This is a genomic window from Christensenella sp. KGMB01412 (assembly GCF_055522415.1).
Map to the genome: position 1 here is coordinate 304092 of NZ_JBVFVW010000002.1, position 17454 is coordinate 321545.

At 46.8% G+C, this 17454-nt stretch carries 13 protein-coding genes and 1 tRNA gene; 11 read left to right on the top strand and 3 right to left on the bottom strand.

Going from position 1 to position 17454, the window contains the following annotated elements; genetic code table 11:
- Positions 1-223 precede the first annotated feature (223 nt).
- On the top strand, positions 224-490 hold the full coding sequence (locus tag ACS5WU_RS04505) for a hypothetical protein (protein ID WP_465088982.1): 267 nt from the start codon (positions 224-226) through the stop codon (positions 488-490).
- Between the two features lie 161 nt (positions 491-651).
- Positions 652-728: transfer RNA gene (locus ACS5WU_RS04510), tRNA-Met, on the top strand.
- A gap of 172 nt (positions 729-900) precedes the next feature.
- Here the strand turns inward: ACS5WU_RS04510 and ACS5WU_RS04515 are convergent.
- On the bottom strand, positions 901-1875 hold the full coding sequence (locus ACS5WU_RS04515) for an AraC family transcriptional regulator (protein WP_465089000.1): 975 nt from the start codon (positions 1873-1875) through the stop codon (positions 901-903).
- Between the two features lie 192 nt (positions 1876-2067).
- Between ACS5WU_RS04515 and ACS5WU_RS04520 the strand changes: the two genes are divergently transcribed.
- The 5 genes from ACS5WU_RS04520 to ACS5WU_RS04540 are packed head-to-tail and all read left to right on the top strand — an operon-like array spanning position 2068 to position 8338.
- Positions 2068-2679 (top strand): MptD family putative ECF transporter S component, encoded by a 612-nt coding sequence (locus ACS5WU_RS04520; RefSeq protein ID WP_465088983.1) that lies wholly within the window; start codon positions 2068-2070, stop codon positions 2677-2679.
- A complete protein-coding gene (locus ACS5WU_RS04525; protein WP_465088984.1) occupies positions 2676-3395 on the top strand; it encodes an energy-coupling factor transporter transmembrane component T in 720 nt (239 codons plus the stop codon). The genes ACS5WU_RS04520 and ACS5WU_RS04525 overlap by 4 nt, the downstream gene beginning before the upstream one ends.
- On the top strand, positions 3392-4846 hold the full coding sequence (locus tag ACS5WU_RS04530) for an ABC transporter ATP-binding protein (RefSeq protein WP_465088985.1): 1455 nt from the start codon (positions 3392-3394) through the stop codon (positions 4844-4846). The genes ACS5WU_RS04525 and ACS5WU_RS04530 overlap by 4 nt, the downstream gene beginning before the upstream one ends.
- A 32-nt stretch (positions 4847-4878) precedes the next feature.
- The gene (locus tag ACS5WU_RS04535; RefSeq protein ID WP_465088986.1) at positions 4879-6630 is read left to right on the top strand and encodes an ABC transporter ATP-binding protein; all 1752 of its coding nucleotides are present in this window, start codon (positions 4879-4881) and stop codon (positions 6628-6630) included.
- 1 nt (position 6631) lies between these two features.
- Entirely contained in the window at positions 6632-8338 is a 1707-nt protein-coding gene (locus ACS5WU_RS04540) for an ABC transporter ATP-binding protein (protein ID WP_465088987.1), read from the top strand.
- A 581-nt stretch (positions 8339-8919) separates the two neighbouring features.
- On the opposite strand, the gene ACS5WU_RS04545 is transcribed toward ACS5WU_RS04540, so the two are convergent.
- Positions 8920-10674, bottom strand: a complete 1755-nt coding sequence (locus tag ACS5WU_RS04545) for a sensor histidine kinase (RefSeq protein WP_302760898.1) — start codon at positions 10672-10674, stop codon at positions 8920-8922.
- Positions 10675-10994: 320 nt separating this feature from the next.
- Here ACS5WU_RS04545 and ACS5WU_RS04550 point away from each other — a divergent pair, with 320 nt between their 5' ends.
- The 4 genes from ACS5WU_RS04550 (at position 10995) to ACS5WU_RS04565 (ending at position 15811) form a co-directional block, all read left to right on the top strand.
- Positions 10995-12491 carry a sugar ABC transporter ATP-binding protein gene (locus tag ACS5WU_RS04550; RefSeq protein ID WP_302760896.1) on the top strand — a complete coding sequence of 499 codons (1497 nt, stop codon included), beginning with the start codon at positions 10995-10997 and terminating at the stop codon, positions 12489-12491.
- Positions 12492-12516: 25 nt separating this feature from the next.
- Positions 12517-13491 carry an ABC transporter permease gene (locus tag ACS5WU_RS04555; protein ID WP_302760894.1) on the top strand — a complete coding sequence of 325 codons (975 nt, stop codon included), beginning with the start codon at positions 12517-12519 and terminating at the stop codon, positions 13489-13491.
- 66 nt (positions 13492-13557) lie between these two features.
- Positions 13558-14748 (top strand): sugar ABC transporter substrate-binding protein, encoded by a 1191-nt coding sequence (locus ACS5WU_RS04560; protein WP_302760892.1) that lies wholly within the window; start codon positions 13558-13560, stop codon positions 14746-14748.
- Positions 14749-14830: 82 nt separating this feature from the next.
- Positions 14831-15811 carry an ABC transporter permease gene (locus ACS5WU_RS04565; protein ID WP_302760890.1) on the top strand — a complete coding sequence of 327 codons (981 nt, stop codon included), beginning with the start codon at positions 14831-14833 and terminating at the stop codon, positions 15809-15811.
- Between the two features lie 87 nt (positions 15812-15898).
- Here ACS5WU_RS04565 and ACS5WU_RS04570 read toward each other — a convergent pair whose 3' ends face one another.
- Positions 15899-17452, bottom strand: a complete 1554-nt coding sequence (locus ACS5WU_RS04570; protein ID WP_465088988.1) for a response regulator transcription factor — start codon at positions 17450-17452, stop codon at positions 15899-15901.
- Positions 17453-17454 lie beyond the last annotated feature (2 nt).

The following is a 17454-nucleotide window of genomic DNA, read 5'->3' on the forward strand; positions in this document are numbered from 1 at the left end:
GTTTGTAGTCATAGCATTTTTCATCGATTTCCCCAGATAATCTATAGATCATTTTCATGTCTAATAATCTAATTATATCATACACAATTCATGATATCACGGTATCCTTTCATGCATATTGCATAGATAACTCCATTGGTGATATTATGGTAATGAATAATTGCATCTTGTTGTTTCTTAAAAGTATATTTTTAGATTTGATTTAATAAAAGAGAGAGAGATTATGAGGGAAAGTGATATGTGGGAATTTAACAATGTGTTAGAAGAATTATCCATACCCATAATTAGTACAAATACACGTTTTTGGCTAGTGAGAACTAATGGGGGTGATTACTATCTTGATATGGTTAAAGTCAAGCATAATCTAAGTCTGTTTAAAGAATTAGATGAAGCAAAAAGACAATTGGATGAGAGCAAGAAGATTTTGCATTCAGATAATGTCGAACATTCTGAGCCTGTAGTAACGCCAAAAAGATGGAGTAGAAAATAGCCCTCTCTTTGCCCTCGACATAGGATTGCATAAATCATATTGCATCTGCATAGAAATAGCTTATACATGATTTCATTATATAAACGCGCTTTCCTCTTGACATCCTCTGCCACCTGTTATATAATAATTAAGCTGTCTTAGATAAACAGTTTGAAATACGTCGCGGGGTAGAGCAGTTTGGTAGCTCGTCGGGCTCATAACCCGGAGGTCGCAGGTTCAAATCCTGTCCCCGCAACCATAAAGAAAACCTGATAACCATGCGGTTTATCAGGTTTTTTCTTTGCCTGTTTTTGATCGTTTACCCTTCAATTTACTATTTACAGAATTGATGTAGCTTTGCATCCTTTTTGCACTGTCTTTTTTCATAGCTTCGTCAACGGTTTCCTAATCGTTCGCTGGGCTGATCCCGTTCATTGTTTCCGCGCCATTTTTTGATATTCTCCGGGCAAAAGGCCGGTACTCTTGCGGAACAATTCGGCAAAGCGGCTGGCTTTGGAATAGCCTACAGTTTGGGCAACCTGCCCTATGGTCAAATCAGTACTGGATAATAAGTATTCCGCCTGGCTCATTCGCCTCTGCTGGATATAGGCAGTGATCGTACAGCCGTGATATCGCTTGAAGGTAGTCTGCAGTTTGGTTGCGCCCATGCAGGCGATCCGTACAAGCTGCTCTGTGGTCGTATCCTGTGCGTAATGGTCATTCAGGAAAGACGTGATCGTTTCAAGCTGCCTGACGTCCTGCTCGGACAGGCGCCGCCCGGCAGTCTGCTCGTTCTTTCGTTTTTTACTCCGCTCCACGATGAGCGACACGGCTTCCGCCACCTTTCCTGCATAAAAAAGTTTAGCGGCCATGCCTTCGCCACGATAATTTTTCACCTGGGTGAGCAGCCGGGACATCTCAGGGAAATCCATCGTCTGGTCAACCTCCGCAAAGGCTTCGTGCGGACGCAGGTATTCTCCGGGATATTGCTGTTTCAGGTAATCTTCATAGTAGGCGGGCATAATTTCTATTCCGACGGAACGGATAGGGATCTTTTTGTGCACCAATATTTTATACGGTTCATATCCGCCGATGAAGCTTTTGACAATGCCGGCCTCCAGTCTGCGGTAAGGGGTAAGCTCTTCGCCGGATACGGAAGTGTGGCTCATAATCCCAAGGCATTCCGGCATATCAAACTCCAGCACCGTATCTTCGTGCAGGAAAAAATCATGGATTTTGATATCAAATAAATCCTTTTGCCCGTAAATCCAAAAAACGCCTTCCCCTATTTCATCGGACAACCGCCACACGGAGCCAAGCGTGCAGTAGTCCTTATTTTTCAAATCCGGGAAAAAGCCTTCCTGCGCAAATTTATCTTTATAATAGTTTTCAATAATCTCATTCATATTCATCATTGCACCGCTCCGAATACCACGATCACACGAATGTTTACCCCGAAAACACGAACGCGCTTCCAAAGTATTGTCATGATGCAGACCGCGGAGTATTGTTTTTTATGAGAGTAAGCGGTAGCTAATTGAAGCGTAGCACATCAAAACAAAAGCGTCAAGTAAAAGGCGCAAAAAAGGAGGATTATCATGATAATACAGACAACTTTGGAAAAGAAGGGACTGACAGTAAAAGATTTGGTTACAGTCGGTATTTTTACCGCACTGGTTTTCGTTTTTGAATTGATTGGTTCAATTCCATTTGCACCGAATCCGGTGCTGACGTTCTACCAGCCGTTTGGAATCGCCATTCTATGCGGGCCGATATTCCTGCTGATGATCGCCAAAGTGCCTAAACGCGGCGCGATTATGATTGTCGGAGCCATTAACGGCTTGATCTGGTTTTTGACCGGAATGCACTGGGCTATGGATATCGGTTATGTCGTGATGGGAATTGTGGCTGATTTTATCGCGGGTGTAAAACAATACCGCAGCGTCAAATGGAACATTTTTGCCTACGCGCTTTTCTGCCTTGGGCCTGCAGGAGTATTTATCGCTTATTTCGCCGATCCTGCGGCATGGGCGGGGACAATGCTGAACAATGGAACGGGACAGGAATACATCGATATCATGACGGCGTCCGCGCCAACGGGAATGCTGCCTGTGATTTTATTGGGTACCATTGGGCTTGCGGTCGTCAGCGGATTGATCGGCAGGAAACTGCTCAAAAGGCAATTTGAGAAAGCCGGAATTACGGCATGAGGAAAAAAAGTGCCCGCGGCGGGATGTGGTTTGATCCCCGTACCAAAATGATCCTTTTGATATTGTGTGTCCTGTCCGCAACCATGGCGCCGTCGTTGCCGTACGAAATCGTACTGGTGCTCGTGGTGGCGCTGTTTGGTATCATATGCGGAAAACTGCGGTATTCGCTGATCAGCGTTGCGGTTTACATCGCAATCTATTTTCTGACATTGGGAGCGATGCAACTTAATGGAACTGCACAAGCGATGCTGGTGGCATTCCTCGGACTGGTGCATAAGGTCTATCCCTGCGGGATACTTGCGGGGATCATTATCCCAACGACAAAAGTAGGAGAATTTCTTTCTGCGATGAATCGTGTTCGCCTGCCCCGGAAGGTCACGATCCCGCTTGCCATAATGCTGCGGTATCTTCCAACCATACGTGAGGACTGGCGCTACATAAGGGACGCGATGAAGCTGCGGGACGTGTCCTTATCCTTAAAGGGGCTGTTTACCCATCCGGGGATGACGGTGGAATGCGTTTACGTCCCCCTGATGATGGCGGCTTCCAAAACGTCGGATGAACTGGCAATCGCTTCCATGACAAGGGGCATTGAAAATCCCGTTCCCCGTACGAGCCTCGTGCAGATCGGAATCGGAGCGGCGGATATCATCGCGATAGCCTGTTTTCTGGCAGTATTTTTGGTTGGACAGTTTTGCAAGGGGGTGTTCCTGTGATTAGACTCGATCATGTATCTTTTTCTTATGCAGGGCAGGCGCGGGACGGGCTGCGGAATATCAACCTTACCATAAAAGACGGCGAATGCGTTTTGCTTTGCGGGCGCAGCGGCTGTGGGAAAACTACAATTACCAGATTGGTCAACGGATTGGCGCCGCGCTTTTATCCCGGAACGTTGACCGGATCGGTTACGGTAGACGGCGAAGACGTCACAGGGATACCGATGTATGAGCTTGCAAAAAAAATAGGCTCCGTGTTTCAAAATCCGCGTACGCAATTTTTCAACGTCGATACAGACAGTGAAATCGTCTTTGGAATCGAAAACGAAGCGTGGCCGCCGCATGAGCTCCAAAAACGGATCGAAGAAACGACAGACGCGCTGCGGATACAAAACCTGCGAGGACGGGGGCTGCATGAATTATCCGGCGGGGAAAAACAAAAGATCGCCTTTGCGTCTGTGTATGCGATGAATCCTGATATCTACCTGCTGGACGAACCTTCGTCGAATCTCGACATGACGGCAATCGGCGACCTGAAGGAGCATCTCAGGCTTGTAAAACGCGAAGGTAAAACGATTGTAATCGCGGAACACCGCCTGCATTTTCTAATGGAAATCGCGGACCGTATTATTTACCTGGATCAAGGTGAGATCGCCGGGATATATACCCCGGAAGAATTCCGGCGGATGCCGCAGGAAAAGCGCGAAAAAATGGGACTGCGGGCGGTGGACTTGCAGCAGGTTCACCCGGAAGCAGATTGCTTTACTCCAGCAGAGCCGCGGCTGAAACTAAGCGACGTAAGTATGTATTACAAAAAACGGCCTGTACTCGAACATATCAATCTGTCGGCCGGAGCGGGCGAGGTGATTGGCGTTGTTGGGCATAACGGGGCCGGAAAAACGACACTTTCCCGCACGCTTTGCGGACTGCACAAAAAAACCGCCGGATCATTTGAATGGGATGGATGCCGGCAGGACAGGAAAGGACGGCTGAAGCATTCCTATATGGTGATGCAGGACGTTAACTATGAATTGTTCGCGGAGAGTGTGAAAGCGGAATGCTCTTTCGGGATTCGAAATCCCGATCTGGAACTGGTAAACCGTACCATGGAAGAGCTGGGCCTTACCTCTTATTGCGGGAAGCATCCGAATACCCTGTCCGGCGGACAAAAGCAGCGTGTCGCCGTGGCGGTCAGTATGATCTGTGGGAAGGAGCTGCTCGTTTTCGACGAGCCGACGAGCGGCCTCGATTTCGACAGCATGGCACAGGTTGCCGCTCTTGTGCGGGAGCTCGCTTCCATGGGGAAGATCATTTTTATCGTGACTCATGATTATGAATTTATTTGCCGTACCTGTACGCGCGTGTTGCATGTCGACCATGGCGAGCAATGCGACGACCTGCCGGTAGCAGCAGGTGCGGAGAAAAAATTGAAAAGGTTGTTTGTATTATAATGGGGAAAATTTCCCGGGAGGAGATAATTTTAATGTCAAAAAAAGAAAAGCCCGTCAAACTGCTTCTGAAATGGGCGGGACGGGAAAAGAACTGGATGTATCTGGCTGTTATATTATCGCTTGTAAGCGGACTTTGTACCATGATCCCTTATTTTGGGATATACCAGTTGATCAACGCTATCTATACCAATACCTACACACCCGCGCTTGTCGTGCAAATCACGGTGTTGGTCGCAGTAGCTGTGGTGGCCCGATTTGTGCTGTTTGGCGCATCCGGCGTCGCGTCGCACAAGGGAGCGTACCGCGCTCTGTTCAAGGTACGGTGCATGGTAGCCGACCACATGGCAAAGGTACCCTTGGGGGCGCTCAACGAACGAAGCACCGGTGAGATCAAAACGGTACTGAACGAAGATATCGAAAAGCTGGAACTGTTTTTGGCGCATAACGTCCCGGAGCTTGTATGTTATCTGATAGGCCCGGTTGCGATTTTTATTTACCTGATGACGGTCAATGTGCCGCTTGCTTTGATCTCTCTCGTACCGTTGGCGCTTGCTTTGATCGTCATGGGAGTGATGTTCAAAAATGCTTCGGGCATGATGGACCGGGCAAACCGTTCTGTCGCGAACCTGAATTCGGTGATGGTCGAATATATCAGTGGGATGAAGCTGATCAAGGCATACAACATGGGGAGCCAGTCGTTCCAGAAGTTTTCAGACGCGATTGCGGAAGAAAATAATGTGTGGAATAAAATGTCCCGCAAAATGGGGCCGGCTTACGCCTCGTTTGTCGTGATCATCGAATGCGGGATGCTGATCCTTGTACCCCTCGGCAGTTTGTTTTTCCTCAATGGTTCCATTACTGCAAGTATCTTTTTACTGTTTGCCTTCGTCGGTTCCCTGTATTTAACGGAAATACGTCCGCTACAGGAGCTTGGGAGCATGTTTGCGCAGGTGCTTACAGGCGTTACCAAGACGCAGGAAATATTGAGTATTCCCACCTATGAAGGTGGCGGAGGTTTCCCGGAAAAGCATGATATTGAAATGAGAAACGTATGCTTTTCCTATGACGGAAAGACCGACGTACTGAAGGATTGCAGCCTTCATATAAAAGACGGGGAAAGGATGGGCGTCGTTGGGCGTTCCGGCGCCGGAAAAAGCACTGTGATCGAGCTGGTTTCCCGCTTCTACGACGCTCAGGAAGGGGAGGTTCTCATTGGCGGTAAGAACGTCAAAGACATCAACTATGAAACCTTGCTCCGGAATGTTGCGATCGTGTTCCAGAAAACCTTCCTGACACGCGATACCGTTCTGGAAAATATTCGTATGGGCAGCAGCGCGAGCCTTGAAGATGTGCGCGAAGCGGCAAAACAGGCGCAGATCGATGATTTCATCATGTCCCTTCCTGATGGTTACAATACCAAGGTAGGCAGCTTTGGCTCGCGTTTTTCCGGCGGTGAACGGCAACGGATCGCAATCGCGCGGGCAATTTTAAAGAATGCCCCGATTTTGATTTTGGACGAGGCAACGTCGGCGTCCGATCCTGAAAACCAGGTTGAAATAGACCGGGCAATCCACAATTTATGCAAGGGGAAAACAGTGATTATTGTCGCACATCGTTTGAACGCTTTGAAGATGTGCGACGGGGTTGCCGTAGTGGAAGACCACACAATAACGGCAGTAGGCACGCATGAAGAGGTGCGCAGGGAAAACGCTTACTATAACCAGGCATGGACCGACTACGAGACTGCGCGGAATATGACCTACACGCTGGAAAAGGAGGGCTGACATGAACGGAACCCCAATGCGGAAAAATAAAAAATTTTATGGCGGGATTGTTCTGACCATTCTGGAAGGATTATTATCGGGGTGCAATTTCCTGATCCTCTATGCGGTGATGAAAATGTTGTGGGACGGCTCATTCGACTTGTCCGCTATCCTGTGGATGACTTTGTTTTTGGGAATCGTTTTTGTACTGAGGATCGTGGTCTACAGTATTGGTTACACAAATACCCAGATCGGCGGCGCTGCCGTCAGCAAGCGGGTGCGAATGTTTTTGGGCGACAAGATCAAAAGGATACCCCTTTCCCGTTTTGCACAGGGGCAGACCGGACAGTATATCAACGTGATCACCAGCGACGTCAACAATTATGAGAAAATACTCACGCATACGATAGGCGACCTGATTAAGTATATCGCTTTCGCTGTTATGCTGGTTATTTTCGTAGGAATGATCTGGCTGCCGGGCGGCCTGATCCTGCTCGGGATTGAAGCCGTTTTGATTCCTTTCCTGTGGTGGACGTTCCGCATCGTCAAAAAATACGGAACGGAACGAAATGAAGCGAGCGCGGAAAATGTGAGCAGTATCGTCGAATATGTTTCGGGCATCCAGGCGTTTCGCGCGTATGGGATCGGCGGCACAAAAAACAAAACGGTAACAACGGCAATGAAAGATTTCAGCGATGTAAGCTATGCCTATGAAAAGCATGGGATTCCCATCAACGCATTACAATGTATCTGCCTTGGGATGGGCCTGCCGCTGATGATACTGGCAGCCTCCGGGCCGGTGTTCTCCGGGGAGTTAAGCCCGGTTGCCTATCTGCTGATTTGTATGCTTCCCATGATTCTCGCAAAAATAACGGATTCCATTTCGCGCAGCCTCATGAGCTATAAAAACCTGATGATTTCAAAAAACAAGGTGACCGAAATCATGAATACGAAGGAAGAAAACGGCAGCATGGAGCCTCTTTACGTTCCAACACATGAGATTATTTTTACTGACGTAGATTTTTCCTATGTGCAGGGAGAACCGGTATTGAAGGATATATCTTTTGCCGTTCCCAATGGAAAATTGACAGCGATCGTTGGCGATTCGGGTTCCGGAAAATCTACGATACTGAACCTGATTGCAAAATACTATGAAGCGCAATCCGGAACCATTTCTATTGGCGGAAAAACAATCCAAAATATCGCTGCCGAAAGGGTTTTGGAGCAGATTTCCATGGTAGACCAGGATATTTTCCTGTTTAACGATACCATACGTGAAAATATCCGTCATGCAAGGCCCGGCGCTGCTGACAAGGAGATTGAAGAGGCATGTATACAGGCGAACTGCGACCAATTTATTCGTAAGATGGAAAAAGGGTACGATACGCCAACAGGCGAGAATGGCATCCTGCTTTCCGGCGGCGAGCGGCAACGGCTGTCGATTGCCCGTGCCATTTTGAAAGACAGTCCTGTTTTATTGCTGGACGAGGCGACGGCCTCCCTCGACATCGAGAATGAACTGGCGGTCAAACAGGCAATCGCCAACCTGATGAAGCAGGATAAAACCGTCGTTATGATCGCACATACCCTGTCTATCGTAAAAAACGCGGATCAGATTTTGGTTGTTTCGAAGGGTAAGGTGGCGGAAACCGGGACGCATGATGAATTGCTTCGTGAAAATGGAAAGTACGCCGCCATGTGGAATGCGGAGCAGAAATTATCAGCTTAAAGGAGGAAAGCCATAAAGATAATGCGGAGCGCCTTGTGCGGCGTATGAGATTCAGAGGATGGTTCGATATGTTTATGTTCTGCTGGCATGACTTGCAAGATGAGCATAAATAAAGCACTGAGATTTTGGAAGGGTGGCTTAATTACGATGAATAAAGTGCTTTCAGAATCGATTTTTTTGTAACATTTACCACCCTTTAATTTACCCTTTACAGAATGTCAGCAGGAAAATCAGACGATATATGCTGAAATAAAGAATGGCTTAATCATGCGGATTTTGGACAAAATGACATTGTATGAAACGGGCTGAAACAGGCGCGGACAAATTCAAATCCTGTCCCCGCAACCATGAAGAAAACCTGATAACTATGCAGCTATCAGGTTTTTTCTTTGCCTATTTTTGATCGGTTGCTCTTTCATTTGCCTTACCAATAAGGAAAATAAAGGAAAAGAAAACAACAGTTAAAAAATACAATTTTAAAGTATACGCAGTCCGATTATAGGAAATTTTTAGGTATTATCACAGAAACAGGGGGATTGTGGCTCAAATAAGGCTCGGTATTGCTGCGGGATACGGCGATTTTATATTCCTGTACTTTTCCTTCTACGGCTTAAAAACAATTTTACTGTGCAGCCCTTGCCCTCAGAACTGATATACTCGATGCAATCCTTTCTGCGATAAAGATATTCGATCCGGTCGACGACATTGCCAAGACCAATATGCCTTCCTCGCTCAGAATCCTTGCTGAATTCGCGGTTTTTGAGCTTTATGAGTTTATCCTCAGGGATGCCTGTTCCGTTATCAGATACCTGTATGACGATATCATCCCCAGCAGAAAACACAGAAACAATAATGCGGCCTTCGACCACGCCTTCTTCAGTGGTCAGTCCGTGGTAATAGGCATTTTCCACTAGCGGCTGGATCAGGTTCTTTGGAATTTCCTCCGTTTCAAGGCCGTCCTCTACCCGATACTCCATATCGATTAGATTTCCATAGCGATACGCCATGATCAGGGCGTATTCCTTTACGATGCGGATTTCATGCTCCACCGTATCATAGATTTCTATATCGTGCACCCTTAGCCTGTCCTGGAGTATTTTTTCAAGCGCCTGATTGACCGCAATCACATCCATATGCTTTTTTTGGCGTGCAAGCGCCGTAATGATATTCATTGTATTATAGATGAAGTGCGGATCTATCTGGCTGATCAGCAGGCTGTATTTCATTTGCTGGCGCATTTCTTCGCTTTCCAACAGTTCCCGGATATAGGCATTGTTGCTTTCTACCATTCTGTTGAAAATGCGGCTCATCTCATTGATCTCATCGTCCGTCTTTATAGTCGAATAAATATCGCTGCGTCCGATAGAATAAGCGGCCATCGTGTCGGAAAGATCCTTTAAGGGACGCATCCGTCGCAGGACATAAGGGGTGATGAAGAATATGGTAATTAATACACTAAGTAAAAAGAACAATATAATAATAAAAAAAATACTTAGGAAGCTACCGTTGATCGTATTGTCGGAGGCAAAGGTTTCCACCTGCCATGTGAAATTATTCGTGTTTTCGGCAAAGAAATAACCGCCATGCGTCTTCACCTCGCCTCTGGTGTTGAGACTGTGCTCCAGTCCTGAAAGGGAAACAAATTCGTCGGGCTGCTGCTCGTAAATGAGTTTGCCGGAATTAGAGGTGATACGGTAACTGTCCAAAAACGGCGTATAGATAGAGCGGGCCTCCCTTAAAAAGGAATCGACACCGTAAAATATTGAAACTGTAAATTTTTTATTGCTGATATAATAATTTTTCGAGATAGAACAGGCATTGTAGCTATCTATTTTGCCGGAACTGATAGCTGGTTCTTCTGTCTGGTAGATTGGGGAAAAATATACACCGTGCGTCGCTTCGAGTAATCTTGTGTATGCGGGATTTTTGTAAAGACCTTCATAAGCCCGCCATTTATGGAATGCAGAAGTAATGACCGGGAAATCCTCCGTTTTAAGAGCAATAAAGTAGATTTGCGGGTTTGCGTAGGAGAGCGATTCCAGCTTTAGGCTTAACCTGTTTTGGTTAAGCTCATTCGGATTTTGCAGGTATTCCCCCAAAAACTGATTGAAATCGAGATTCCCGGCAATAAAATCTGCGGATTGCTCCATATCGGATTGTGCTTTGCTGAATAAGTCGCTGAGTTGTTCTGTACTGGTTCTTCCACGCCCGATTGCCTGTTGCTTTAGAATTGGAAAGAGAAAAACGCCCGCGACCAGAAGCACGATCAAAAAACACGCCACGCCCGAAAGAAGCACACGACGGACTATTTTTGCGGATATGATTGAGTTTTTCAATGATTTTCTGGCTTTATGAAACAAATTCATAACGGTATGCCTGTGATAAAAGCGGTAGAAAAGAACGGAGATTTCTTTTTTTCTTCCACTATACGACAATTTCAACTAAAATGGAATATTTTACAAAAAGACAAAAGGATTTTAAACAAAATATACGTTTTTTCATATTTTGTTACTAAATTTATTCCGTTACAATAAAGATGTCGAAGATCAAAAAACGCATCAACGTTAAAAAATTGGAACTTACTTTTTCATTGCTTTTCAATTTAATTGCTACGCATTGAGTTTTAGAATTAAACGATTTGTTAAGGAGAACGCATATGGATATGGAGTTGCTTTTGCGTACAGAAGTTATCGTAAAAGAATTTGGCCCGACGGTGGCGCTGAACCGTGTTTCACTCGAGCTGGAACGGGGATGTATCCACGGGCTGATCGGCGAGAACGGTTCAGGGAAATCCACGCTTGCTTCCATTATAGCAGGAGTCCAGCAAGCGACCAGTGGAAAAATGTTCCTGAACGGCGACAGCTATAACCCCCAAAGTACGATCGACGCAAATAACCACAAGGTCTGCATGATCGTACAGGAACAGGGTACGTTTGCAAATATGTCCGTCGCGGCGAATATCTTTATTGGCAAAGAGAATTTGTTTTTTGACCATGGCCTGATCAACGTGAGAAAAATGACGTCCGAGGCACGCAAAATGCTTGACAGGATCGGCGCAGTCCACATCAATGAAAAAGCGATTGCCGGAACACTGGTATTGGAAGACAGGAAGCTGATAGAGATTGCCCGCGCTATGTATACGGAACCTGACATCCTGATCGTAGACGAATCTACGACTGCGCTCAGCAAAAAGGGACGCGAGATGCTATACGGGATCATTCGCGATATGAAGAAGAATAAGAAATCCGTTATTTTCATTTCCCACGATATTGAAGAAGTTATGGAAATATGTGACAGCGTATCCGTCCTGCGCGATGGACACTACGTCGACAAGGTTGAAAAATCCGGATTTTCCGAAAACAGAATCAAAACCCTGATGGTAGGACGTGAGATAAAAGGTCATTTTTACCGTAGTGATTACACTGCTACGCATAGCAAGAAAATAGCTCTGCAATTTGAGAATGTAGCAGGAAGCGGCGTCTCGGGAATCGATCTGGTGCTCCATGCCGGAGAAATACTGGGGATTGGCGGTCTGACGGATTGTGGGATGCACACCCTTGGTAAAATCGGTTTTGGCCTTATAAATCCGGATATTGGACGCGTAATACACGGCAAGGGAACACTTGTGAAGAATCCGCGTTCGGCAATGAAATCCGGTATGGGATACATTTCAAAAGACCGCGACCGTGAATCGCTGATTACAGCCTCTAGCATCAAAGACAACATTTGCCTTCCTTCCTTAAGCAAGCTTTCTAAAGGCGGTGTTATTCCCAAATCGGATGAACGGAAATTTGCGGAGAAATGGGCGGGAAGACTTGAAGTGAAGATGAACGGTGTGGATCAATACGTTATGTATTTATCGGGCGGAAACAAACAAAAGGTAGCGATCGCCAAATGGTTGGGCTTTCATGCGCAGACACTGATCCTCGATTGTCCTACGCGTGGGATCGACATTGGGGTAAAACAGGGGATCTATGAGCTGATGCTGGACTTGAAACAACAGGGATGTGCGATCCTGATGATATCTGAGGAGCTCCCCGAGCTGATCGGTATGTGCGACCGGGTGGTCATTATGAAAAGAGGAAAAATTACCGGAGAATTTGAGCGCAGCGAGACTCTTTCAGAAAACGAGCTTATACACCATATGATCTGAATACGGAAAAAGGAGAAAACAGGAAATGAAACAGGAACTGGTAATAACAGAAGTGAAAAAAGACAATTTTTCCCTGAAAGATTTCATGCAGCGTCAAAAACAAAATATCATTCCTTTATCCGCACTGATTCTGGTGATTGTCATTTTCCAAATAGCAAGCGAGGGAAAATTGCTTACAGAACGGAATTTGCGTGCGATCATCAACGAGGGATTTTTTACGATCATCTCAGCCATTGGACTCTCTTTCGTCATCGCGCAGGGTTCGCTTGACTTTTCCCTAGGCGGTAACCTTGCGGTTTCCTGCGCGGTGGCGGTGAGTGTAGCTTTTATCAATCCCATGCTTGCGTTACCTGCGGGGATTGTGACCGGGCTTGTTATTGGGCTCGTAAACGGGCTTGTAAATTCCCGGCTGCACGTCGACTCTTTTATCACGACGCTGGCGATGAAGCTGGTTTTGACCGGACTTGTCGTCGTGATCTTGGCCAGCGGCTCCCTGGGAGTTCCCATGGAAATGCTGACCTGGGACAGCACGGAAACGAAATTTATTGTTTTGGTGGCCGCAGCGGTTGTGGGATTTATCGCATTTGAGTATACGAAAGTAGGAAAGTGGGTTAAGGCTGTGAGCGCCGAACCTGCGGCGACTCAGTCCGGCGTTCCTGTGGCAACGGCAAAGATGATTGGATTTATGATCGCAGGCGGAACAATCGGTTTTCTCGCATTTTTTAATATATTACGCACGGGGAGCGCTTCCAGCCTTACGGGAACAGGTTTTGAACTGGATGCCCTGATTGCAGTACTACTTGGTGGGATGCCTCTCACCGGCGGAACGAACTGCCGTTTCAAAAGTGCGATTATCGGGGGCCTTACTGTAACGATACTTGCCAACGGGATGACGATGTGTGGACTTTCCGGCGAGATACAGCAACTTACGCGTGGCATTATTTTCCTGCTGGCAGTAATGCTTACATTCGACCGTAAGAATATTCCCGTTATTAAGTAACCAAAAGCTTTTAGAGTTTATGGGCATCTCTTTCAAAACCCAAATAATGATACTGGGAGAAATAATATGAAAAAGAAAGTTGTGGCTATCGCTCTGGCGATTATGATGTGTATCTCCTTTACAATCTTTACCGGATGTTCGGATAAAGAGGCGGCGGGGGCTTCAGATTCAGGAACCGCGGCAACATCCACAGAACAACAAGCCGGGAATGGAGAAAAGCCGATGGAAGGAAAAAAGCTGGGAATTCTGTTGTCGGTAAGCGGGAGCGGGGCAACCAAATATGCAAATATTAATATCAACCAGGTAATCGAGGATATGGGCGGAACCACCCAATGGGAGGATTTTGATTTCACGCCGGAAGGGCTCATCTCAGGAGTGGAAAAGTTGATCACGGCAGGGTGCGACGGTATCATCGTGGTTCCATCCGGGGATTCGGCGCTTCCCAAGGTTACGCAGATGTGTGAGGAAGCGGGCGTATATTGGGGGATTTTCCTTCGCTCCATTAATGATGAGGAAATCCGTAAAATGGTTACGGAATCGGAATACTATGTCGGCAATACCTATGAGGACGAAATTATGCACGGCTACGAATTCGGCAAACGCGTAGGCGAAAGCGGAGCAAAGAAGGTCGCAATCATCAGCACGGCAAAAGGAGATACTACGGGAGATAACCGGGAGATCGGATTCAACAAAGCGTGCGACGAATACGGCATAGAGATCGTTGCAGAAGCTCGTGCAATCGCTCAGGCGGATGAAGCGACAAAAGCTGTGGAGAGCTTTATTGCCTCTTATCCGGACTTGGATGCGGTTTGTGTGGTCGCCTCACAGGTGCCGACACTTGAAGCGGCTTGCCAGGGCATACGTGACACCGACAGCATTGGCAAGGTAATGCTTCATTATGGAGATTTCGCGACGGGAATGCCGGAAGCGATCGAAGAAGGGATTGCAAGCTCGTTTGCGGGTGGACACATCCCGTACGATGCAACGGTATGTGCGGCAATGGTATATAACATATTGCAGGGAACGCCAATCAGCGACGAGAAAATGTCGATCCGTATCGCTGAAATGCCCGTCTCTACCACGGAGGATGCGGAAGCCTATTACAAATATGTAGAAGGCGACATCCCGCTCTTTAAGGCTGAAGAAGTTGACACCATGCTCAACAAGGCCAAGAATCCGGACCTTACGGAAGAGGAATTTATTGCCCTTGGAGAAAATTTTGGTATGGAAGATCTTGTCAAACGGCACGGTGAATGATTTTCTGAAAAGGAGTGGAGTCAGGTAGCACTGCGGGCGGCGGATTTGCTCGCCGCCCCAAGAATCAAACGAGGGAAGCAGCATGAAGTATGTAAAAAAAATAGGCGTTATTATTATCATTCCACTGGTACTGTTTTTGATGTTTTCCATATTAGCGCCCGGATTTGGCTTTAACAGCCTTTCGGTTATTTTGAGTCAGTCGATGATTCCGCTTATCATCGGTTTCGGAATGGCGTTTTGCCTTACAGGGGGGCTTTTTGACCTGAGCGCCGGCTGCCAGATCGTAGTTGCCGGCGTGATCGGCGGTTATTTGAGCCGGGTGATCGGTCCGGCAGGACTCATTATCGGGTGTATCGTAAGCGGGCTGGTCACGGGAACATTAATGGGCGCGGTATACCGTGTCACGAAGATACCTTCTATGGTAGTTTCCATTGGAATGATCATGGTCATCGAGGTTTTGGCGAAATTTATGGTAGGCATCAACAGCGTAATGAAGATCACACAGGAGGTAGCCGACGTTGCGAATGGGACGAATGCTTATATCTATGCCATAATTGCATCGGTCATCTTTTTCCTGATTTATTACAAGACAAGGTTTGCAACTCATTTGAAAGCTTTGGGATGCGATGAGATCGTGGCCAAAAATATGGGCGTAAAGACGGAAACGGTGAAGATGCAGTCATTCATTGTTGCGGGCTTGTTTTTCGGTATTGCCGCCATCCTTCAGATCAGTTATTCGGCCGCAATGTCGGTCCAGCTCGATACGCTAACGATCTCTATGGCATTTAAGCCGATCATGGGCGTACTGATCGGCCTGCAACTGCTGACTGTCCTTGATAATATGGTTATTGGTATCTTTGTCGGAGAATTCGCGATCAGCATGATTTTTACAGGACTCATAGCCATGGGACTCCCGGCAACTACACAGAACATTTTTCTGGGGCTGTTCCTTGTGATTGTCGTCGCTGTTTCCGAAAATTCCAAGAGAATCCGGGATATGGCCAGAAGAAAAAAGGTACGCAAAGATTACGAAAAAACAATCAAACAAGCACAGTCCGATTGAACGGAAATCGGACTGGTCGAGGCATTTTTCCTCTTGAAAATGTGTCACAAAAAAACCGCGGTATTCTGAAACCGCGGTTTTTTTGTATCAAGCTTTTTTGCCTTGCCTGTAATCCCTTGGCTTAAGGCCGGTATATTGCTGGAAAATCTGGCTGAAATACTGGCCGGAACCATACCCCACACGCTCCGCAATCTCATAGACTTTGAGCGTGGTAGTGGTTAAGAGCCTTTTTGCATGGCTGATACGTACCTTGGTGATATATTCGTTCAGTGTCTCTCCAGTCTCTTTTTTGAAAAGCACGCTGATACGTCCCGAGCTCAAACAAATGAATCGTGCTATTTCGGCGATCGAAAGCTCTAACCGACTGAAATTCCGGTCAATATAAGCGATGGCGTTTTGCGTACTTTGGGAGTAACTGCCCTCCGCCCTTTGCCGCCGGTTACGGAAAATGTTTTCAAAGGACCGGAAAAACCATTGCTTCATATCTTTGGCGGTAGACAGCACGGCCTGTGGAAACGTATACTCCGCCCGCAAGGGGTATAAATCTTGTTGCTGGCAGTATTCTTCCAGAAAAATGCAGGCCTGCCCACATAAATCCCTTACTGAGCTAAAGTCAAGTGTTTGCTCTGCATGGTGGAAAAAATCGTCCGCTATCCTATGCAGCCCGGCTTCGTCAAGTGTATCAAAATTCTTGCGCAGCTCCCACATGATTTTTTTTGTTGTACCCTGCACAGCTTGCCCACCGGTCTCCGACAGATTGTAAAGAGTGCGTGGGGCAAGGAAAGCGGCATCGTGCCGGCAGGAAAATTCCGGATAAAACTCCGTCAGGTATCCGAGAATATTCCTGCGCGGAAGACTGTAGCCAAAGCAGCATTGCATTCCCGTTTCCTCTTCCAGAAAGCGGCTGATTTGCAATGCGGCATTCCGAAACAGATCCATAGGCTTTGCGGCGGGATCGAACGGCGCAAGAGCGACCAGGATATGAAAATTGCCGACAGCATGGAAAAGGCAACGGCCTTCAAAAGGATGCAGACATTCCAGCTTTTTGGAAAGCACCACAAGCGCTGCGCGATTTTCGTTCGCGGGGTTCGTGGTGATACGCAGGGGCCTGCACACATCCATCAGCAGGAAGTAGTATTGTTTTTCCAGCTCAGCACGTATTTGCGGGCTGGCGTTTTCAAGGGCGATATCCGGGCCATCCTCAATTAGCTCTTCCATGACGTGATGCAGCGACTGGCTATGCGTTTTCTGTTGCTTTTCGATATCCTCCCTGATTGACAGCAGCTTTTTCAGAAAGGATTCGGCAGAGATGTCATTTTTCAGATAATAGTCACTTATGCCCTGTTCTATCGCTTTTTTAGCATATTCAAATTCCTTGTAAGAAGTCAGGAGGAGGATTTTGGTATCCGCGCTTATTTTTCTGATTTTTTCAACCAGTTCCATACCGTCCATAATGGGCATCTTGATGTCGGTAATAACAATATCCGGCATATAATGGCGGTAAAGCTCAAACGCTTTTTTCCCGTTTGGCGCTGTGGCAACGATCCGCAGGCCGTTGGCCTCCCAATTGATCATACTCCTGATGTCGTCAAGAATAATACGGTCGTCGTCGACCAGCATAACATTTAGTTCTTTCATCATAA